This window comes from Acetobacter persici (assembly GCF_018256955.1).
Classification (GTDB): Bacteria; Pseudomonadota; Alphaproteobacteria; order Acetobacterales; family Acetobacteraceae; genus Acetobacter; species Acetobacter persici.
Window position 1 is genome coordinate 39979 of record NZ_JAERKU010000007.1, and the last position, 19760, is coordinate 59738.

Below are 19760 nucleotides of genomic sequence, written 5' to 3' on the forward strand. Positions count from 1 at the left end.
CAGAGGGGTGGTCGCGTGAAAATGCCGTGCGCGTTTCCTGACAGAAAAGACGCATGACGCGTGGATGGGTTCTGTTAAACGTGCCCGGCAGATGCGGGACGCGGCCCCGAAGGCTGGCGCGGGATGCGCCGGGGCAGGTCAGGAAACCGGATTGACCGGTTCTGTTGAAGCAGGTTCAGCGGGCCTGCGTGCCCACTGCCAGGACCCCAGACCAAGCCGGGCAAGTTCCCGGTGCATGATCATGATGGGCCACTGGCCCGATCCTTCAAAGCTGCCCATGCCGTCCGGCGCGGACAGGCGTCTGGCCAGAGCTTCCACCAGGGTGACAGACCGGTGGCGGCCCCCTGAGCACCCAATGGCAATGGTAGCATATTTTTTGCCTTCCTGCACAAAACGCGGCAGGACGAGCTGAAGCAGGCTGTGAATCTGGTTCAGAAACGGCAGATAATCCCGGTCTTCCGCAACATAGGCCGCAACATCCGCATCCAGCCCGGTTTTGGGTGCCAGAGCCGGGTCATAATGCGGATTTCTCAGGAAGCGCGCATCCAGAACAATATCGGCCTCACGCGGCAGACCGGCGGGGTAGGCGAAGGACATGAGGGCCACAGTCAGCCCTTCTCCCGCTGCGCCTTCCCACGGGCTGAAGCGGCTTTCCACAAACTGGCGCAGCTCCGGCGGCGGCATGTCGGAGGTATCAATCACCAGATCCGCTGCCGCACGGAGCGGGGCGGTCAGGGCGGTTTCTTCCTCAATGCCTTCTTTAATGCTGCCGTGCAGCGCCAGCGGGTGGCGGCGGCGGGTCGCCGTGTAGCGGCGTAGCAGAACACTTTCTTCCGCTGTGGCGTAAATCAGCTCCACCCGCAGGTGAGGGTTCATGCGCAGGCGGGCAATGGCTTCCAGCACGGCGGAGGCATCAAACCCACGGGTGCGGGAATCGACCCCGATGGCAACCGGGCGCTCTGCTCTGGCCACAATATCGTCGAGCATGCCAAGCGGGGGATTATCAATAACTTCGTGGTCCAGATCTTCCAGAATCCGCAGAATGGAAGACTTCCCGGCACCGGACAGGCCAGAGACCAGCAGGATGCGGCGTGGGACAAGGGTATCATCCACCGTGCGCATTACAGCTGTTTCCCCTTCAGTGTCGTGACGCTTCTGGACTCGTCAGGGGCCAGATATAAAGCTTTTCCCTGACTTTTGCAGATGCATTATGCTCTGCTCAGCCATCATTTCGCAACATACAACCATACAGGGATGCCCGCAGGTAGCATGGCGCAAAAGCGATGGACTATAGCAGACCAGATGCTATTTGTTTGTTACGAAAGAGAAATTTGCCGTCCATGCGGGCACGGCACTATGCTTTGCGGTCATGGGCAATATCGTTCAAAACAGTGCAGGCCACCGGTCTGGACAGCACGCCAAGGTAGACCGCACCGCTGGCGGGATCAGAATTTCCGGCTTATGTGCACCCCGGCCGGAAGGCGAGACGATTGCAGAGCAGTGCCGCACCGCTCTGGAAGCAGGTGCTACCTTGCTGGCTGATTATGGCTATTCCATGCAGGACGTCACGCGGGTGACGTATCTTGTGTCCGACACGCGGGATTTTCCGTCCTGCTTCCCCACGTTGCGGCATGTTTTTTCGTCCATCTCGCCGTCTGTAACGCTGATGTGGGTCAGAAAATTTTCCAACCCACACGTCAAAATCGAGTTTGAACTGGGCGTCGAGCCGGATCAGACCTGACGCCGCCCGCCCGTTCCTCAATTGTGTCGCGTCGCCGACTCTTCTGGCAGTCAGGCGCTCTGTCAGGCCATCACGCGCGGCAGGCGGACTGTAAAGCGTGCCCCGGCCACATGGCCTTCCGCATCATGCCGGTTTTCCACGGAAATGGTTCCGTGCAGCGCATCCACAATCTGGCGGCTGATCGACAGGCCCAGACCGGAATGCTGGCCAAAATGCTCTTCCTTGGGGCGCTCTGAATAAAAACGGTCAAAAATGGAATCGAGCTTGGCCTGAGGAATCCCCGGCCCTTCATCGGACACGGAGAGCGCCACCATATTCCCCGCCGGTACAGCTTCCAGCAGGATACGGCCATTGGGAGGGGAGAAGGAAATGGCGTTACCAATCAGGTTGCGCAGTACCTGCACCAGACGATCTTCCACAGCCAGAACGCGGAGCGGATGGTCCGGAGAGTCACCCTCACTATGCGTGAGGATAATCGGCTCGCCCTCCTTGCGGGTGGCCTGATGGATTTCCGCCAGCACGGAGAGCAGCGGCACGATTGAAATCGCTTCCGTCTGCGCACGGGACATTTCCGCATCCAGTCGGCTTGCGTCAGAAATATCGGTAATCAGGCGGTCCAGACGCAGCACATCATCATTGATAATGGTCAGCAGGCGGCGCTTCTGGTTGAGGTCCTCAATGCGCAGCAGCGTTTCAATAGCCGAGCGGATGGAGGAAAGCGGGTTTTTGATTTCGTGGCTGACATCAGCCGCAAACCGCTCAATGGCGTCCATGCGTTTCCACAGAGCCTGCGCACTGGCCTGAAGAGCCCGCGCCAGATCGCCAATTTCATCGCGCCGGGCCAGCAGGCGCGCGGGCACGGTGCCGGTGCGGCCCGATGAGTCCCGCATGATCTGCGCCGACGCCGCCAGCCGTAGCAGCGGGCGTGCAATGGTGAGGGACAGATACCATGAGAGCAGTACGGTAATGACCAGCACCATCAGGAACAGGGAGAGAATGGAGGAGCGGATAGCAAACAGCGCCCGGTCAACCTGAGAAGCCGCGCGGGTAAGCTGGATGATGCCAACTGTCCGGCCTTCATGAATCACCGGCTCAGCAACCGTAATAATCAGCCGCCCGTTGGCGGTGCGCCGGATATAAGGCGGCGCTTCCGGCGGGGGGCGCGGGAAGGGGCTGTTGGCATCGGTCGGGCGCGCAGGGTCCGCGGGAACATCCGCTTCATCCGTATCCAGCGTGACAATGCCGGAACTGTGCGGGCTCCACAGCCATGTCAGAATCCGCTCATAAAGGCCGGGTGAGGCGTGCCTGTGCCGGAACGGCGGTGGCCGATGGTCCTCGGCACGTCCCTGCTGGTCTGCATGGGGGGCGGGCGCGGTTTCCTGCAGGTCTGTCAGATTATCGGCCAGAACCTGACCGTCCGGACCAAACAGACGGGCATGCGCGTTGGGGCTTGGTTCCGTCAGGCGCAGGAGCAGGGGGCGTGCCAGGGTTGATTCCAGCGTAAAGCCGTCCGGCCCGGTGCCTTTCAGGCGCGTGCTGCGCACGGCGATCTGGCCGAGTGCGCCTGCATAGATCCGGGCCTGTTCCCGCAGGCCGGTCACTTCCGTGGCCAGCAGGCTGTTCCGGAACTGATTGAGGAACAGCATGGTAATGGCAAGCAGCACCAGCGGCAGCACATTCACCAGCATGATGCGCCGCATCAGGGGGGAAATCAGCCGTGTGCGGGAGGCCTCATAGGCGGCTGTGGCTTCCACTCCGCCCTTACGCGGTGTCTGACCCGGAATACGGATGCGCCGCAGCCCGGAGGACAGTGTGGAAGAGACAGAGATGCGTTTCCGGCTGGTCATGCGCCGGGCTCAGTCTTCTTTATAGCGGTAGCCAATGCCGTACAGGGTTTCAATCTGGTTGAAATTATCATCCACCTGCCGGAATTTTTTCCGCACACGCTTGATGTGACTGTCGATGGTGCGGTCATCCACATACACCGTATCCCCATAGGCCGCATCAATCAGCTGGTCGCGTGATTTGACCAGACCGGGACGCATGGCGAGGGTCTTGACCAGCAGGAACTCCGTTACCGTCAGCGGAACATCTTCCCCGTTCCACGTACATTTATGGCGCAGCTCATCCAGAGACAGTGCGCCACGCACCAGCGCACCGCCCGCGGGCGTGCCGCTTGCTTCCGCGCGGCTGGCCTCATTACGGCGCAGCAGGGCGCGGATACGTTCCAGTAACAGCCGCTGGGAGAAAGGTTTGGTGATGTAGTCATCCGCGCCAAGGCGCAGGCCCATCAGCTGGTCAACTTCCTCATCCTTGGAGGAAAGGAAGATCACCGGCAGATGGGAGCGGGCGCGCAGGCGCTGCAACAGTTCCATGCCATCCATGCGGGGCATCTTGATGTCCAGCACAGCCAGATCAACCGGGTAGGCTGTCAGCCCCTGTAAAGCCGATTCGCCATCTGTATACGTGCGGACGTGAAACCCTTCCGCCTCCAGAGTCATCTGGACCGATGTCAGAATATTACGGTCGTCATCAACCAGAGCAATCGTCTGCTTGGTGCGGTCTGCCATGGTGTGCGTTTTCCTTCCTCGCGGTCAGCGCAAGCCCTTCAGCATACGCGCATCAGTGCCGGTGCGCTACGGGCAACGGTTTTCAGTTTGTCCAATTTTTGAACACGTTCCGGCGTGGTTGTAAAATTGGTTGCAAAATCAGCATGGCAGGCGTTGCGGGTCTTGTCGCGTCCCGTCTCGTTGCTTACTTCTTCAGACATGACCCAACACACAGACCCCACACAGGTTGAGACGCAGGCCGCAACGGCTGCGCCCGACCATGTCACCCCGCCTCAGGACGCCGCCGAAGCCGGGGCAGAACAGGCCACAGCTCAGTCCCCCGCAGAGCAGCGCATTGCCGAGCTTGAGCAGGAGGCTGCCGAGCTGAAAGAAAAGTGGCTGCGTTCCGAGGCTGAAAACCAGAACCTGCGCGCCCGCGCCAAGCGTGAAGTGGATGATGCCCGCCAGTATGCCGTGCAGAAATTTGCGCGCGATGTGGTGGAAGCCGCTGAAAACCTGCGCCGCGCCCTCACCAGCCTGCCCGCGCCGCAGGAAGGTGAAGACACGGTGATCACCAAAATGCGGGAAGGGATTGAAAGCACCGAGCGGTCTTTTGTCTCCATTCTGGAACGCCACGGCATCAAGTGTGATGATCCGTCCGGCAAGGTGTTTGACGCCAACCTGCATCAGGCCATGGCGGAACAGCCCAGCGCCGAACACGCGCCGGGGACTGTCATGCAGGCCTGGACCCCCACATGGACCCTGCATGGCCGCCTGCTGAAACCGGCCATGGTGGTGGTGGCCAAGGCCGGAGAATAAGCCCGGAGCGGAAACTCCGGAGCAGGGTGCTCCGGCACGGGGCGGGGTACGGAAAAAATTGTTTCCCGTCCGGTGTCCGGGCCTTGAAAGAGGTTTTGGAGCACCATACATCTGACTTAACATTCACGGCCGGTTTTCAGAGTGAAAGCAGGCCGGAAGAGATAGGACCCCGTCCGGTGCTTCGGGCCAGACAGGGTCGCTTAAAGGAGCAGACATGAGCAAAGTTATCGGTATTGACCTCGGCACGACCAACTCCTGCGTTGCAGTGCGCGAAGGGAATGAAAACCGCGTTATTGAAAACAGCGAAGGCGCACGCACGACGCCGTCCATGGTCGCGTTCACTGAAGGCGGTGAAATGCTGGTCGGGCAGGCTGCAAAGCGTCAAGCTGTTACCAACCCGACCAACACGCTTTATGCCGTAAAGCGTCTGATTGGCCGCCGGTATGACGACCCGACCGTCCAGAAAGACAAGGAAATGGTGCCCTACGCCATTGTCAAAGGTGACAATGGGGATGCATGGGTTGAGGCGCGCGGCAAAGGCTATGCCCCCTCCCAGATTTCCGCTTTCGTTCTGGGTAAAATGAAAGAAACCGCCGAGGCGTACCTTGGTGAAAAAGTGACGCAGGCCGTGATCACGGTTCCGGCTTACTTTAACGATGCCCAGCGTCAGGCCACCAAAGATGCCGGCCGTATTGCTGGTCTTGAAGTCCTGCGTATCATCAACGAACCGACGGCTGCTGCCCTTGCTTATGGCATGGAAAAGAAAAGCGGCGGCACGGTGGCTGTGTATGACCTTGGTGGTGGCACGTTCGACGTTTCCGTTCTGGAAATTTCTGACGGCGTGATTGAAGTGAAATCCACCAACGGGGATACGTTCCTAGGTGGTGAAGACTTTGATAACCGCATCATCAGCTATCTGGCTGACGAGTTTAAGCGTGAGCAGGGCATTGATCTGCGTTCCGACAAGCTGGCTCTCCAGCGCCTGAAGGAAGCGGCTGAAAAAGCAAAGATCGAACTGTCTTCCTCCAAGGAAACGGAAATCAACCTGCCGTTCATCACCGCGGATGCCTCCGGTCCGAAGCATCTGGTGCTGAAGCTGACCCGTGCGAAGCTGGAAAGCCTTGTTGATGACCTGATCCAGCGCACGCTGGAACCCTGTAAGGCTGCTCTGAAAGATGCTGGCGTGTCTGCTTCCGAAGTGGATGAAGTCATCCTCGTCGGTGGTATGACCCGTATGCCGAAGGTGATCGACGCCGTTAAAGAATTCTTCGGCAAAGATCCGGCCCGTAATGTGAACCCGGATGAAGTGGTGGCCATTGGTGCCGCTATTCAGGGTGCCGTTCTGAAGGGTGACGTGAAAGACGTTCTGCTTCTGGACGTAACGCCGCTGTCTCTGGGCATTGAAACGCTGGGGGGTGTCTTCACCCGTCTGATCGACCGCAACACGACGATCCCGACGAAGAAGAGCCAGACCTTCTCCACGGCGGAAGATAACCAGAACGCTGTGACCATTAAGGTCTATCAGGGCGAACGTGAAATGGCGGCTGATAACAAGCTGCTGGGGAACTTCGACCTGACGGGGATTGCTCCGGCGCCGCGTGGCGTGCCGCAGATTGAAGTGACGTTTGATATCGACGCCAACGGCATTGTGTCCGTGTCTGCTAAAGACAAGGCGACCGGTAAAGAACAGCAGATCAAAATTCAGGCGTCTGGTGGTCTGTCCGACAGCGATATCGAAAAAATGGTGAAAGACGCTGAAGCGAATGCTGAAGCCGATAAAGCCAAGCGTGAGCAGGTTGAAGTCCGTAACAATGCGGAAAGCCTCGTGCATCAGGTCGAAAAGTCTCTGTCTGAATCCGGTGATAAAGTTCCGGCTGCGGACAAGACGGAAGCTGAAAGTGCAATCGCTGCGGTGAAGTCCGCTCTGGAAGGCACGGATGCTGAAGCCATCAAGACTGCCAGCGATCGTCTGACGCAGGCTGCCATGAAGGTGGGTGAAGCCGTCTACAAAGCTGGTCAGGCTGGTGAAGGCGCTCCGGAAGGAGAGGCCGGTGCCGCTGGCGCCAAGCCGAACGACGAAAAAATCGTCGATGCGGACTTTGAAGACGTGAACGACAAAAAGTCCTGATCGGACGCTGTTAAACGGTGCCACTGTGCGTAACGCACGGTGGCACCGGCTTTTTTCTCCGGCGTCCGCGCTTCCTGGAAGGCGGACGCCGTTTGTCATTTCAGACATCTGCTGCGCTTTTGTAAAAGGCAGCCCCCTGCAAGAGGACGTCCATGGCCACCAAAATTGACTATTACGAAATCCTTGAAGTTACCCGGACGGTTTCATCCGATGAACTCAAGAAGGCTTATCGTAAGCTGGCCATGAAGTACCATCCGGACCGCAACCCCGGAGATGAAGCTGCTGAAGCAAAATTCAAAGAAATCAATCAGGCGTATGATGTTCTGAAAGATGAACAGAAGCGCGCGGCCTATGACCGGTTTGGCCATGCTGCCTTTGAAAATGGCGGCGGCGGTGGTCCGGGTGGCTTTGACTTCAACGGTTTTGGCGGCGGTGGCGGTCTGGGCGACATCTTCGAGCAGATGTTTGGCGACATGATGGGTGGCCGCCGTGGCGGTGGCCGTGCCCGCACGGGTAACGATATCCAGACCCATGTTGAAATCACGCTGGAAGAAGCGTTCACCGGCGTCAAAAAAGACGTAAAAATCATCACGCGCGTGGCGTGTGACTCCTGCCACGGGACAGGCTCTAACGCAGGCGAGTCCGGTGTGGAAACCTGCCCGAGCTGCCATGGTGCCGGGAAGGTCCGGGCGCAGCAGGGCTTCTTTGTGGTGGAACGGCCGTGCCCCACCTGCCACGGTGCCGGTCGCGTGGTGAAGGACCCCTGTAAGGCCTGCCATGGGGAAGGGACGGTCGAGAAAGAGCGCACGCTTGCCGTGCAGATCCCGGCCGGGGTTGAGGACGGCACCCGTATCCGTATTACCGGCGAGGGCGAGTCCGGCGGGCAGGGTGTGCCTGCGGGTGACCTCTATGTGCATGTTTCTGTTTCAGAACATGGTCTTTTCCAGCGCGATGGCGCGAATATCTATTGCCGCGTGCCGCTCCGTATGGGGCAGGCGGCTCTGGGCACGGAAATTGAAGTGCCGGTGATTGACGGGAACCGCGCCAAGGTCAAAATTCCGGCCGGAACCCAGACAGGCGCACATTTCCGCCTGCGCGGGAAAGGCTTCTCCGTCCTGCGCTCCAGCGCACGGGGTGATATGTACATTCAGGTGACGGTGGAAACCCCCCAGCACCTGAACAAACGCCAGAAAGAGCTGCTGGAAGAGTTTGAGAAGGAAGCCGGTGAGAACGTAAAGGGCAGCCCGGAACATACGGGGTTCTTTGCGCGGGTGCGGGATTTTTTCGAAAATAAAGGGTGATGCGCGGTCTGCATCAGTCCTGATGGTTTTTGCAAAAGCCGGGCACCCTGTGTGTCCGGCTTTCTGGTATGACGACGTCTGTAAAGAATAAGGAACCCTCCACATGACAGAGCATGGGCTGCGTATTGGCATTGCAGGCATTACCGGCCGTGTGGGCCGCCTGCTGGTGGAAGAAGTGCAGGCGGCCGGGGCTGTTCTGGCCGGGGGCACGGCGCGGGATCAGGCCAGAGCAGCGGGCCTGCCGGAGGGGCTGGCTCTGTTTCCGGATATGGCGGGTCTTGCAGCGGTGAGCGATGTGGTCATCGACTTTACGCACGCCGATACGGTCATTCCGCATGCGCAGGCTCTGGCAGATCACGGCACGGCATGGGTCCTCGGCACGACGGGTCTGTCCGATGCGCAGCAGGCAGCGGTCAGTCAGGCTGCGGAAAAAATCGGGATTGTCCACGCGGCTAATTTTTCCGCCGGTGTCACACTTGTGCGTCGTCTGGCGCAGATGATGGGGCAGGCGCTCCCCGCCGAGTCTTATGACGCCGAGATTGTGGATATGCATCACCGGCAGAAAGTGGATGCGCCGTCCGGCACCGCGCTGGCCATTGGTGAGGCCGTGGCAAAAGGCCGCGGCGTGGTGCTGGCGGATGTAAAGGAGAGCGGGCGCGACGGCCATACCGGCCCGCGTAAACCGGGCGCTATCGGGTTTGCCGCTCTGCGGGGCGGGCAGATTGTTGGGGAACATGAGGTGCTGTTCACCTCGCCGGACGAGCAGATTACACTGACGCATCGTGCATTTGACCGCCGTGTGTTCGCGACGGGTGCTGTCCGGGCGGCGCTCTGGCTGCGCACCCGTGCGGCAGGTTATTACGGGATGGAAGAGGTGCTCGGGCTGCCCCCGTGCTGACCGGGGATCATTTTTTTTGAACAGCCTCTTTATACACGCTTGCAATCGTGGTTTTTTGGGTTATCCGGTTGTAAAAGGCTGAATTCTGCGGCCCGCGTGCGCAACGCAGCCCCGGCCGGATGCGGGTAAAAGCCCGGTAGCAGGCCCGCAGAAAACTGCTCCGGATGGCTGCATAGCCGCAATACACTTGACCATCGGCCACTATTCCGCCACACGGTCCCGTCGCCTTTTCTTAAAGGTGGCGGTCACAATTCCTAATTCATAGTGCGTGGGGCAGACGGCACCATCATGCGTAAAGACGGCGATTTCCTGTTCACTTCGGAATCTGTTTCCGAAGGTCATCCCGACAAGGTTGCAGACCGGATCAGCGATACTGTTCTGGATGCTTATCTTGCAGCGGACCCGGAAGCCCGCGTGGCCTGTGAAACCATGGTGACCACAAACCGGATCATTCTGGCAGGTGAGGTGCGCGGCCCCTCTTCCATCACATCCGAAGGCCTGATTCAGGCTGCGCGTGATGCGGTGAAAGATATTGGCTACGATCAGGAAGGATTCTCCTGGCGTAAGGCTGAGGCCGCCAACTACCTGCATGCCCAGTCTGCTGATATTGCAGTGGGTGTGGACAGCGCTGGCGATAAAGACGAAGGCGCTGGTGATCAGGGCATCATGTTCGGTCACGCGTCTACCGAAACCGACACGCTGATGCCGGCCACCATTTATTATGCACACCGCATCCTGCACGAAATCCGTGACCTGCGCCGTGCGGGTGACCCGCGTGCCGCAGGCCTCCAGCCGGATGCCAAAAGCCAGGTGACGCTGCGCTATTCCAATGGCCGCCCCGTGGGCGCCACGTCCGTGGTGATCTCCACCCAGCATGATGAAGGCATCAGCCAGAAGAAGCTGCGTGAAGAGCTTGGCGACATTGTGCGCAACGTGCTGCCGGAAGGCTGGATGCCGCCGGAAGACGAATTCTACGTCAACCCGACCGGTATCTTCGTGATTGGTGGTCCGGACGGGGATTGCGGTCTGACGGGCCGTAAGATCATTGTGGATACCTACGGCGGTGCGGCTCCGCATGGCGGCGGCGCATTCTCCGGGAAAGACCCCACAAAGGTTGACCGTTCCGCAGCCTATGCCTGCCGCTATCTGGCGAAGAACGTGGTTGCCGCTGGTCTTGCAGACCGCTGCACGCTTCAGGTTTCCTACGCCATTGGCGTGTCTCATCCGCTGTCCGTGTATGTGGATCTGGATGGAACCGGCAAGGACGTGGATGAAGCCCGTCTGGGCGCTGTGCTGCGTGAAGTCATGGACCTCACGCCGCGTGGTATCCGTAAGCACCTGCGTCTGAACCGCCCGATTTACGCACAGACCTCTGCCTATGGTCACTTTGGCCGTACGCCGGATGATGCGCGTGATGACTTTACGTGGGAGCGCACCGATCTGGTGGATGCCCTGCGCGGCGCGTTCAACCGCTAAGGTCTGAGCGTATCATGACGGAGGAAGTAAGCGGACCGGACGTTAAGCCGTCGCCCGAACGACTTTATGGGCGACCGCGCGGCCATTCGCTGCGTCCCCGTCAGCAGCGCCTTCTGGATGAGGCGCTGCCCCGCCTGCGCTTTCCGCTGGATCGCGCAGCGGACCCGGCTACAGCCTTTGGCCGCCCGCCACAGCAGATCTGGTTTGAAGTCGGATTTGGAGGCGGGGAACATGTGGTGGGGCAGCATAATGCCCACCCCGATATTGGCTATATTGCTTCTGAAGTCTTTGATAACGGCCTGTGTTCTCTGCTGACCCGCTTTGTGCCGGTTGGGGAGGAAGCGACGTCCGCCATCCCGGATATGCTGCGGCTGTGGGATGATGATGCCCGCGTGCTGCTGCGTGCCCTGCCGGATGCTTCGGTGGACCGGCTGTTCCTGATGTTCCCGGACCCATGGCCCAAGGCGCGCCATGCCAAACGCCGCTTTATGCACCCCGAGAATGTGGCGCTGGTCGCGCGCGTGCTGAAGCCGGGTGCTGTCTGGCGTGTTGCGAGTGATGACCCGACCTATCAGGCATGGGTTGAGGAAGTCATGGCTGCGCAGTCCTTTTTTGAAGCCCCGCCGCCCGTGGCCGAACGGCCGGACGGCTGGTTCCCCACCCGTTATGAAGCCAAGGCGATTGCCGCTGGCCGCCAGCCGCTCTACTGGACCTTTACGCGCCGCTAAGGCCTTTTCCGGCACGCGTAAGGTTGCTCTTGGGCCGCTTGTTGGCTAATGAGCCGCTTTGAAATCCGGTTTAGCCGTGCGAAAGGTCCGCCCCATGAGCCAGACGACGCAACCTGTGCGCCGCGCGTTAATTTCTGTTTCCGACAAGACGGGGCTTCTTGACCTCGGGCGCGCGCTGGTTGCGCACGGCGCGGAAATCCTTTCCACCGGCGGCTCTGCCCGCGCTCTGCGTGAGGCCGGTCTGCCTGTTACTGAAGTTTCTGACCATACCGGTTTCCCGGAAATTCTTGATGGCCGCGTGAAAACGCTCGTGCCGCAGATCCATGGCGGTATTCTCGGGCGGCGTGACCTGCCTGCGCACGTGGCGCAGATGGAAGAGCATAAAATCGCACCGATTGATCTGGTTGCGGTCAACCTCTACCCGTTTGAAAAAACCGTCGCGTCCGGAGCTGGCGCTGAAGACTGCATTGAAAATATTGATATCGGCGGCCCCGCGCTGATCCGTGCGGCAGCCAAGAACCACGGCCATGTGGTGGTGCTGACGGATACGGCGCAGTATGCCGGGCTGATTGAGGCGCTGGGGCAGGGCGGCAGCACGCTTGAACAGCGCCGTGCCTATGCAGGTGCTGCTTACGCCCGGACTGCTGCGTATGATGCCGCTATTGCCGCATGGTTTGCAGCACAGGCACAGGATACCCTGCCGGAACGCTTTGTGCTGGCAGGCCAGCGCGCGGAAGTGCTGCGCTATGGTGAAAACCCGCATCAGCAGGCGGCTTTCTATAAAGATGGCAGCACACGCCCCGGCGTGGCGACGGCTGTGCAGGTGCAGGGCAAGGCGCTGTCCTACAACAACATCAATGATACGGATGCCGCGTTCGAGGCTGTGGCCGAGTTTGACCGTCCGGCTGTGGTGATTGTCAAACACGCCAACCCGTGCGGTGTGGCTGTGGGTGAAACGCTCTCTGCCTGCTGGGATAACGCGCTGCGGTGTGACCCTGTCTCCGCCTTTGGTGGCATTGTGGCGCTTAACCGCACGCTGGATGCGGAAACAGCGACCAAAATTTCCGGGATTTTCACCGAGGTCATCGTCGCCCCGGATGCGGATGAAGAGGCTAAAGCCATTCTGGCTCGCAAGAAAAACCTGCGTCTGCTGCTGACGGGCGGCCTGCCGGACGCTGCTGCGGCAGGTGTGGTGGTGCGGTCCGTGGCCGGTGGTTTTCTGGCGCAGACGCGGGATAACGGGCAGATCAAACCCGAGTCCCTGCGGGTGGTGACAAAACGCGCCCCTTCCGCGCAGGAAATGGAAGATCTGATGTTCGCCTTCCGTGTGGCCAAGCACGTGAAGTCCAACGCCATCGTCTACACCAAAAATAACGCAACGGTTGGCATTGGCGCAGGGCAGATGAGCCGCGTTGACTCTGCCCGCATCGCCGCCAGCAAAAGCGGGGAAGCCGCCAAGGCCGCCGGGCTGGATGCCCCGCTCACGCAGGGGTCTGTCGCGGCGTCTGATGCATTTTTCCCGTTTGCGGATGGTCTGGAGACCATTGTGGCGGCGGGTGCCACGGCCGTTATTCAGCCGGGTGGCTCCATCCGGGATGATGAGGTGATTGCCGCAGCCGATGCCGCAGGCATTGCCATGGTCTTTACCGGTATGCGTCATTTCCGCCACTGACACGCTTTTCCGGCTCTTGCCGGATGCGCTTTCCTGACGAACAATGGTGCATAGTCTTCCTTATTCTGGCCTGAGGTCCGTCGTCCTCAGGCCGGATTTCTCTAACTGGTTGATCCATGCGCCCTCTGTTCTTTCTACCGGCTTTTCTTCTGGCTTCTTCAGCAGCCCTCGCGGCCCCTGCGTCCAAGGCGTCTGCCGGGCAGCAGAGTGCAGCCACTTATGTCTCTCACCAGACGATGACGGAAAAGCAGGCTGAAGGTGTGTATGACCTGTCCGGCCTGCCGCGCTTTAGCGGTCAGGTGGCGCAGTTTCTGCCTTCATCTCATGGCAGCGTGGTCGGGTTTGTGCTGAATGATGGCACGCAGGTTTTTGTCTCCCCCGATCAGGGGCATACGCTGGCCGGGCTGATTAAACCCGGTGATACGGTCGAGATCCGGGGCCTGAAAGGCCGCACGCTCCCCATTATCCGCGCCTTTGGCATTACCAGCCCGCGTGGCCGGGGCATGCAGGATACGTTTATTGCCATGCCGCGCCAGTCCACCGAGATGATTGCCGGGCCGGATCTGGTGCTGCACGGTGAGGTCTGGATGCCGCTCTATGATCTGGACGGGCAGTTGAACGGCGCTGTGCTGAAAGACCATTCCGTTATTTACCTCCCCCCGCGTGAGGCCACACGACTGGCCGCCTGGCTCAGGCCGGGGCAGACCCTGTATGCCGTTGGCACGGGTAGCAGCGGGGAACTGGGCATTGCCATTGATGCACGGGAAATTGGTCCGGCTTCCAACCAGATGGTCGGGATTGCCGGGGGCAGTGCGCTCCCGCCCGGCCCGGCTCCGGGCAGTGCCGGGTATGATATTATTCCGGGGTCTGAAGGCCACTGATCAGCTGTTTTACGGCCCATCTCGTTTCTGAACCGAGAGAACTTTCCGGATTTTGCTGCGTTAGGGTGAGGAAGCGCAAAGCCCGGATGCTTTTCCGGAGACGCTGCGGTGTTTTTGAGGAGAGACAAGATGGCTATTTTACGGTGGGTTCTGACTTTTCTGATTCTGGCGTTGATTGCCTCCCTGTTCGGGTTTGGCGGTGCGGCGTCCAGCTTTGCCGGTGTGGCGAAAATTCTGCTGTTTGTTTTTGTTGTTCTGCTGGTTGTCAGCTTCTTCTTTGGTCGTGCGCGCGTATAGCATGAGGCTATCTGGTTGGTTTTGATAAAACAGCCAGATATTTCAGAAGATTTCTGATGGTGGCGAAAAATGGAAAGCGTGTGGTCCTTCTGGATCACACGCTTTTTCATGTGGGGTTATTTTATAAAGAACGGGTTGGTGGTCTTGCGGAGAAGCAAGTGAGAAGAGAACCGCTTGCCTGATCTGTGGAACCTTTTAGAGAATTTTAAGAGAAAGAGATCCGAGAGCAAAAGGCGGAGAAAGCACTGTGGAGCAGATTGTCTGGTCAGATTTTGAAAAAATCATGATGGTCGCAGGGACTATTCTGCGCGTTGAATTTTTTCCGGAAGCACGGAAGCCGGCCTATAAAATCTGGGTGGATTTTGGGCCGTATGGGGAGTGTAAAACCAGCGCGCAGGTCACACGTCTTTACACACCGGAAACACTTGTGGGGCGGCAGGTTATCGGGATCATCAATTTTCCGGAAAAACAGGTTGGTCCGTTTCGTTCCCAGTTTTTGTTATCTGGGTTTGAAACGGAGGAAGGCGTGGTGCTGGCGGCTCTGGAAAGGCCAGTCCCCAATGGCACCCGCCTGAGCTGAAAGCAGAACATTGGTTTGCGTCCCTAAATCCTCTCTGTGACCAGACAAGTTTCATAAAAAAGGGAGGCAGGGCAAAGTGCCCTGCCTCCCTTTTTCGCGTTGAATGTCCGTTTAGAAAAAGGGTCTTACCCCTCAATCTGGCTGAAATCTGCAATCAGGCGCATCATCCGGCCCAGACGCGCCAGCAGCCGCAGGCGGTTGCGGCGCAGGGCAGGGTCAGGGTCATTGACGGTCACAGGCCCGAAGAAGGCGTCCAGCGGTTCCCGCAGGCTGGCAGCGTCCCGCATGGCATCGGTAAAGCGTTCTTCTGCAAACGCTTTTTCCACAGTGGGTTCAACCCGGTCCAGTGCCGCGGCCAGAGCCTGTTCTTCCGGCTGGACAAACAGGGCGGCATCCGGTGTGCCATCATGCGGGCCATCCTTACGGTCTTCAATCCGCAGGATGTTGGCAGCCCGACGGGTGGCGGCCAGAAGGTTCTTGCCGTCTTCCGTTTCCAGCATGGTTTCCAGAGCTTGCGCACGGGCCAGCAGGCGGGTGATGTCTGTATCCGTGTTGCCGGTGGAAATCGCGGCAAGGCAATCATACCGCGCCCCTTCCGAGCGTAACTGGACGCGCAGACGCTCCGCCATAAACTGCGGTAGCAGAGCAAGATCCGGTGCGTCCCGCAGGGAGTCCGGCAGGGCTTCCGCCGCCAGCAGGAACAGTTTTACCAGATCAAGCCGCAGGCTGTTCTCACGGATCAGGCGGATAATGCCCAGTGCCGCGCGGCGCAGGCCGAACGGATCACCCGAGCCGGACGGCTTTTCACCCGCGGCGAAAAATGCGGCCAGCATATCAAACCGGTCGGCCAGCCCAAGTGCGACGGAAACCGGGGCCGTCGGCACCGTGTCACCGGGGCCGCGGGGCATATATTGCTCGGTAATGGCCTGACAGACTGCCGGAGCCTCACCATCATGCTGCGCGTAATATCCGCCCATGACGCCCTGAAGTTCCGGGAACTCCCCGACCATGCCGGTAGTCAGATCGGTTTTGCTCAGGTCCGCGGCCCGTTCGGCCTCGGCTTTAGAGGCCCCGACCATAGGGGCAATCAGTCCGGCCAGACGCACCATGCGGCGCGTGCGGTCCCCCTGACTGCCCAGTCTGGCATGGAAGGTAATGGCATCCAGCGCGCCAAGGCGGGAGGCGAGTGTCTGCTTGCGGTCCAGATCCCAGAAGTGACGGGCATCGGCAAAACGGGCGCGCAGAACGCGCTCATTACCGGTGACAATCAGCGTGCCATCATCCGCCGGGACAATATTGGCCACAAAGGCAAAGCGCGGCGCTGCGGAGCCGTCCCCGTTGCGCAGGGCAAAATAACGCTGGTTGACGCGCATGGAGACCTGCATCACCTCGGCGGGCAGGTCCATGTATTTTTCGTCAATCCGGCCAAGGAATGGCACAGGCCATTCCACCAGTCCGGCAACTTCCTCCACAAGGCCCGTATCCGGCACCAGAGCCAGCCCTTCCGAGGAGGCAAGGGCTGTCAGGCCGGAGACGATTGTTTCCCGCCGGTCGGCCGCATGGACCTGCACATGGCGGCCCTGCAGCGTATCCTGCCATTCCGCAACGCTGCTGACGGCAACTGCGCCGGGAGAGAGGAAACGGTGGCCTTCCGTCTGGTTGCCAGACTGGAGGTGGTGGCCGTTATCGTCGCCCTGCGTACCGGAAAGAGCCCCAGAAAGAGCCAGAGAGAACGGCACAGTCTCGCCATCCAGAATGCACAGAATACGGCGTAGCGGGCGGACCCATGTAAAGGCGCTTCCCTGCCCCCAGCGCATCGATTTGGGCCAGGGGAAGCGGCGGAGCAGGTCCGGCATAGTGGCGGCAATATGCTCTCTGGCGCTGATGGCAGGTTCTTCCCGCTCCAGCACCCAGAAGCCATTTTGCAGGGTCAGGGCATCCTGCGTCACACCATGTTTGCGGGTGAAGCCTTCCAGCGCCTTTTCCGGAGCGCCCTCACGCGGGCCGCGCTCGGACACGGTGCGGCCCGGCACATGTGCGTCCAGCGTGCAGGAGGCCGCAATGCGGCGCGGGCCGGTATAGGCCACAGCATCCTGCGGGTTCAGAGGGGCCAGTGCGTCAGAGAGCAGGCGGAGCAGATGCTCACCGGCCTGCTGCTGCATGCGGGCGGGAATTTCTTCTGAAAAAAGTTCTATCAGCAGTTCGGGCATGATCTTATTTGTCCTCGCCAGCCAGCCAGGTCTCACAGCACAGTTTTGCCAGTGTCCGCACGCGGCCAATATAGGCCGCACGCTCACTCACGCTGATCACGCCGCGCGCATCCAGCAGGTTGAACAGGTGACTGGCTTTCAGGCACTGGTCATAGGCAGGCTGGGCAACACCGGCTTCTGCCAGTGCCACACTTTCTTTTTCCGCATCAGCAAAATGGCGGAACAGCAGTTCCGTATCCGCCAGCTCAAAATTATGGCGGGAATAATCCTGCTCAGCACGCAGGAACACATCCCCGTAGGTCAGGCCTGTGCCGTTATAATCGAGGTCATAGACGTTCTCGACCCCCTGCACATACATGGCCAGACGTTCCAGCCCGTAGGTCAGCTCCGTAGAGGGCAGCACCACCGGAATACCGCCAACCTGCTGGAAGTAGGTAAACTGCGTGACTTCCATCCCGTCACACCAGACCTCCCAGCCCAGACCCCATGCGCCGATGGTCGGGTTTTCCCAGTCATCTTCCACAAAGCGGATATCGTGGCGGTCCGGGTCGATCCCGATGGCGCGGTAGCTGTCCAGCAGCAGTTTCTGGCTTTCTTCCGGCGTGGGCTTCAGCAACACCTGATACTGGTAATAATGCTGGAGCCGGTTGGGGTTTTCCCCATAGCGGCCATCAGACGGGCGGCGGCAGGGCTGCACATAAGCGGCTTTCCAGGGGGTGCTGCCCAGCGCCCGCAGCGTGGTGTGGGGGGACAGCGTGCCCGCACCAATTTCCTGATCATAGGGCTGAAGAATGGCGCACCCCTGTTTTGACCAGAACTGGTGAAGGGTCAGGATCAGGTCCTGAAAGGAAAGAGGCCGCTCGGTAGGGCGGGGAGACGCCGGGTCCATGGTCAGGGTGAAACTCCGCAGTAGGACAGTCAGACTATGCGCTGAGTGCGCACGATGCGGCACACCATACAGGCGCAGACACCATTCAGGAAGAGAAGGCATGCAACTCCCTGTGGCCTGCCTCTTGCAACGCTCTTGCCGCCTCGCCACATCTTGGACAGAGTGGCGCTTTAAGACTGCAAACCAGTGCATCACGCTGGTAGCATTGCCGCAGGCAGGGAAAGAAGACGATGACCAACGAGGAACGCGACCTCATTGCGAAATTTGTAGCCAGAGTGGGCGGTGCGTCCCAGTCCGGTTTTGGCAGTGTGCCCAGCACGCAGCCCAATCTGCCTCCGATCGACCCGGAAGCAGACAGATTTCTGGTGCAGGAATTCCAGCAATATCCGGAAGCCCGCTACCGCATCACGCAGATGGCGGTTGTGCAGGAAATGGCGCTGGTTGAAGCGCAGAACCGTATCCAGCAGCTCCAGTTCCAGCTTCAGCAGGCGCAACAGGCGTTGCAGCAGGTTCAGGCACAGCAGAAGCCTGCTGGTAGCGGTGGTTTTCTGGGCGGTCTGTTCGGCGGTGGTCAGCGCGCTCCGCAGCAGGGTCAGCCGCAGCAGTCAGCACCTCCGGGCTGGGGTGGCCGTCCGGCCGCCGCGCCGCAATATCAGCCGCAGCCTCTGCCCTATGGGGCACAGCCCGGTATGTTCCGGAGTGGCTCTGGCTTTCTCGGTACCGCGCTGTCTACCGCGACCGGCGTGGCGGGCGGGATGCTGGCCGCAAATGCGCTGACGGATCTGTTCAGCGGGCATCACGGTGGCGGAGCAGATGCTGGCTGGGGCGCTGGCCAGCCGAGCGAGACGATTATCAATAACAACTATGGCGATGGAGCCGGGGCTGACCCGTTTGCCGGAGCCGGAACCTCTGCTGATCCGGGCTTTGATGCCGGAAGCAATGATTGGGGCGGGGACGCCGGTGGCGATTCAGGAGGGGACTGGGGCGGCGATCAGGAATTCTGATCCGCTTACCTGAGAGAAAAAGGGCGGCTTCGGTCGCCCTTTTTTATTTAGCCATGTGTGTCGGCTTCATTTGCCGGAGCCATGGAGCGCACGAGTTCCAGCACACGTTTGCGTACAACCGGGTCAGGAATGCGATAATAGGCGCGGATCAGCTCAACTGTTTCCTTGCGGGAAAAGAGAGACGCGTCCTGATCTGAAAAAACGGACGATATCCCGGTCTGAAACGGGGTCTCAAACGCTTTCCGGCTTTGTGAAAACCCGGAGTGATAGGCCGATTGGGATGGCTGCCCTTCTGTCTGCCCCGGAGGGGGCATATCATCAAAAAAGAAACTGATGGGCACATCAAGGGCAGCGGCCAGATCATAAAGCCGGGATGCGCCTACGCGGTTTGTGCCGCGTTCATATTTCTGCACCTGCTGAAATGTGATGCCTAGCGCTTCCCCCAGCTTTTCCTGTGAAAGTCCCAGCAAGGTACGCCTCAGGCGGATGCGATGCCCGACATGCATATCGACCGAACCCGCCCGCGGGGTGGACGGTTTTGGATCAGGGCGGGGGGAGGCAGTTGCTGTCACGCGGTTTCTCACCAA

The 19760-nt window shown here is 59.8% G+C and carries 19 protein-coding genes; 12 read left to right on the forward strand and 7 right to left on the reverse strand.

Annotated features, from left to right (window positions below; translation table 11 throughout):
* Positions 1-138: 138 nt before the first annotated feature.
* Complete coding sequence (gene rapZ / locus JK199_RS09485; protein ID WP_025826304.1) at positions 139-1122, reverse strand: RNase adapter RapZ; 984 nt, start codon at positions 1120-1122, stop codon at positions 139-141.
* 187 nt (positions 1123-1309) lie between these two features.
* Between rapZ and JK199_RS09490 the strand changes: the two genes are divergently transcribed.
* A complete protein-coding gene (locus JK199_RS09490) occupies positions 1310-1741 on the forward strand; it encodes a Rid family hydrolase (RefSeq protein WP_212375476.1) in 432 nt (143 codons plus the stop codon).
* A 62-nt stretch (positions 1742-1803) separates the two neighbouring features.
* Here JK199_RS09490 and JK199_RS09495 read toward each other — a convergent pair whose 3' ends face one another.
* Genes JK199_RS09495 through JK199_RS09505 form a run of 3 tightly spaced genes read right to left on the reverse strand, consistent with a single transcriptional unit; the run spans position 1804 to position 4511 of the window.
* On the reverse strand, positions 1804-3588 hold the full coding sequence (locus JK199_RS09495; RefSeq protein ID WP_212353911.1) for an ATP-binding protein: 1785 nt from the start codon (positions 3586-3588) through the stop codon (positions 1804-1806).
* A 9-nt stretch (positions 3589-3597) separates the two neighbouring features.
* Positions 3598-4311: a response regulator transcription factor gene (locus JK199_RS09500; protein ID WP_025826300.1), complete on the reverse strand. Its 714-nt coding sequence runs from the start codon at positions 4309-4311 to the stop codon at positions 3598-3600.
* Positions 4312-4349: 38 nt separating this feature from the next.
* Complete coding sequence (locus JK199_RS09505) at positions 4350-4511, reverse strand: hypothetical protein (protein ID WP_157762963.1); 162 nt, start codon at positions 4509-4511, stop codon at positions 4350-4352.
* On the opposite strand from JK199_RS09505, the gene JK199_RS09510 reads away from it, so the two are divergent.
* The 10 genes from JK199_RS09510 (at position 4510) to JK199_RS09555 (ending at position 15070) form a co-directional block, all read left to right on the forward strand.
* Positions 4510-5109, forward strand: coding sequence for a nucleotide exchange factor GrpE (locus tag JK199_RS09510; RefSeq protein ID WP_025826299.1), 600 nt, complete (start codon positions 4510-4512; stop codon positions 5107-5109). The two genes, JK199_RS09505 and JK199_RS09510, sit on opposite strands and share 2 nt — an antisense overlap.
* 214 nt (positions 5110-5323) lie before the next feature.
* Positions 5324-7237: a molecular chaperone DnaK gene (gene dnaK, locus JK199_RS09515; RefSeq protein WP_077930517.1), complete on the forward strand. Its 1914-nt coding sequence runs from the start codon at positions 5324-5326 to the stop codon at positions 7235-7237.
* Between the two features lie 152 nt (positions 7238-7389).
* Positions 7390-8538 (forward strand): molecular chaperone DnaJ, encoded by a 1149-nt coding sequence (dnaJ, locus tag JK199_RS09520; protein ID WP_077930516.1) that lies wholly within the window; start codon positions 7390-7392, stop codon positions 8536-8538.
* A 103-nt stretch (positions 8539-8641) separates the two neighbouring features.
* Positions 8642-9436 (forward strand): 4-hydroxy-tetrahydrodipicolinate reductase, encoded by a 795-nt coding sequence (dapB, locus tag JK199_RS09525; RefSeq protein ID WP_212375477.1) that lies wholly within the window; start codon positions 8642-8644, stop codon positions 9434-9436.
* Between the two features lie 288 nt (positions 9437-9724).
* Complete coding sequence (metK, locus tag JK199_RS09530; protein ID WP_077930514.1) at positions 9725-10912, forward strand: methionine adenosyltransferase; 1188 nt, start codon at positions 9725-9727, stop codon at positions 10910-10912.
* Positions 10913-10926: 14 nt separating this feature from the next.
* Entirely contained in the window at positions 10927-11640 is a 714-nt protein-coding gene (trmB, locus tag JK199_RS09535; RefSeq protein WP_212375479.1) for a tRNA (guanine(46)-N(7))-methyltransferase TrmB, read from the forward strand.
* Between the two features lie 94 nt (positions 11641-11734).
* Positions 11735-13312: a bifunctional phosphoribosylaminoimidazolecarboxamide formyltransferase/IMP cyclohydrolase gene (gene purH / locus JK199_RS09540; protein ID WP_086655953.1), complete on the forward strand. Its 1578-nt coding sequence runs from the start codon at positions 11735-11737 to the stop codon at positions 13310-13312.
* 116 nt (positions 13313-13428) lie between these two features.
* A complete protein-coding gene (locus JK199_RS09545) occupies positions 13429-14193 on the forward strand; it encodes a hypothetical protein (RefSeq protein ID WP_212375481.1) in 765 nt (254 codons plus the stop codon).
* Between the two features lie 129 nt (positions 14194-14322).
* Complete coding sequence (locus tag JK199_RS09550) at positions 14323-14490, forward strand: DUF1328 domain-containing protein (protein ID WP_077930512.1); 168 nt, start codon at positions 14323-14325, stop codon at positions 14488-14490.
* Between the two features lie 247 nt (positions 14491-14737).
* Positions 14738-15070 (forward strand): tRNA-binding protein, encoded by a 333-nt coding sequence (locus JK199_RS09555; RefSeq protein WP_212375483.1) that lies wholly within the window; start codon positions 14738-14740, stop codon positions 15068-15070.
* Between the two features lie 125 nt (positions 15071-15195).
* On the opposite strand, the gene glyS is transcribed toward JK199_RS09555, so the two are convergent.
* Both glyS and JK199_RS09565 read right to left on the reverse strand, forming a co-directional pair.
* Entirely contained in the window at positions 15196-17280 is a 2085-nt protein-coding gene (gene glyS, locus JK199_RS09560; protein ID WP_212375485.1) for a glycine--tRNA ligase subunit beta, read from the reverse strand.
* A 4-nt stretch (positions 17281-17284) separates the two neighbouring features.
* On the reverse strand, positions 17285-18169 hold the full coding sequence (locus tag JK199_RS09565) for a glycine--tRNA ligase subunit alpha (RefSeq protein ID WP_035373697.1): 885 nt from the start codon (positions 18167-18169) through the stop codon (positions 17285-17287).
* Positions 18170-18399: 230 nt separating this feature from the next.
* Between JK199_RS09565 and JK199_RS09570 the strand changes: the two genes are divergently transcribed.
* On the forward strand, positions 18400-19173 hold the full coding sequence (locus JK199_RS09570; protein ID WP_212375487.1) for a DUF2076 domain-containing protein: 774 nt from the start codon (positions 18400-18402) through the stop codon (positions 19171-19173).
* Positions 19174-19220: 47 nt separating this feature from the next.
* On the opposite strand, the gene JK199_RS09575 is transcribed toward JK199_RS09570, so the two are convergent.
* On the reverse strand, positions 19221-19679 hold the full coding sequence (locus JK199_RS09575; RefSeq protein ID WP_212375595.1) for a helix-turn-helix domain-containing protein: 459 nt from the start codon (positions 19677-19679) through the stop codon (positions 19221-19223).
* Positions 19680-19760: the final 81 nt, after the last annotated feature.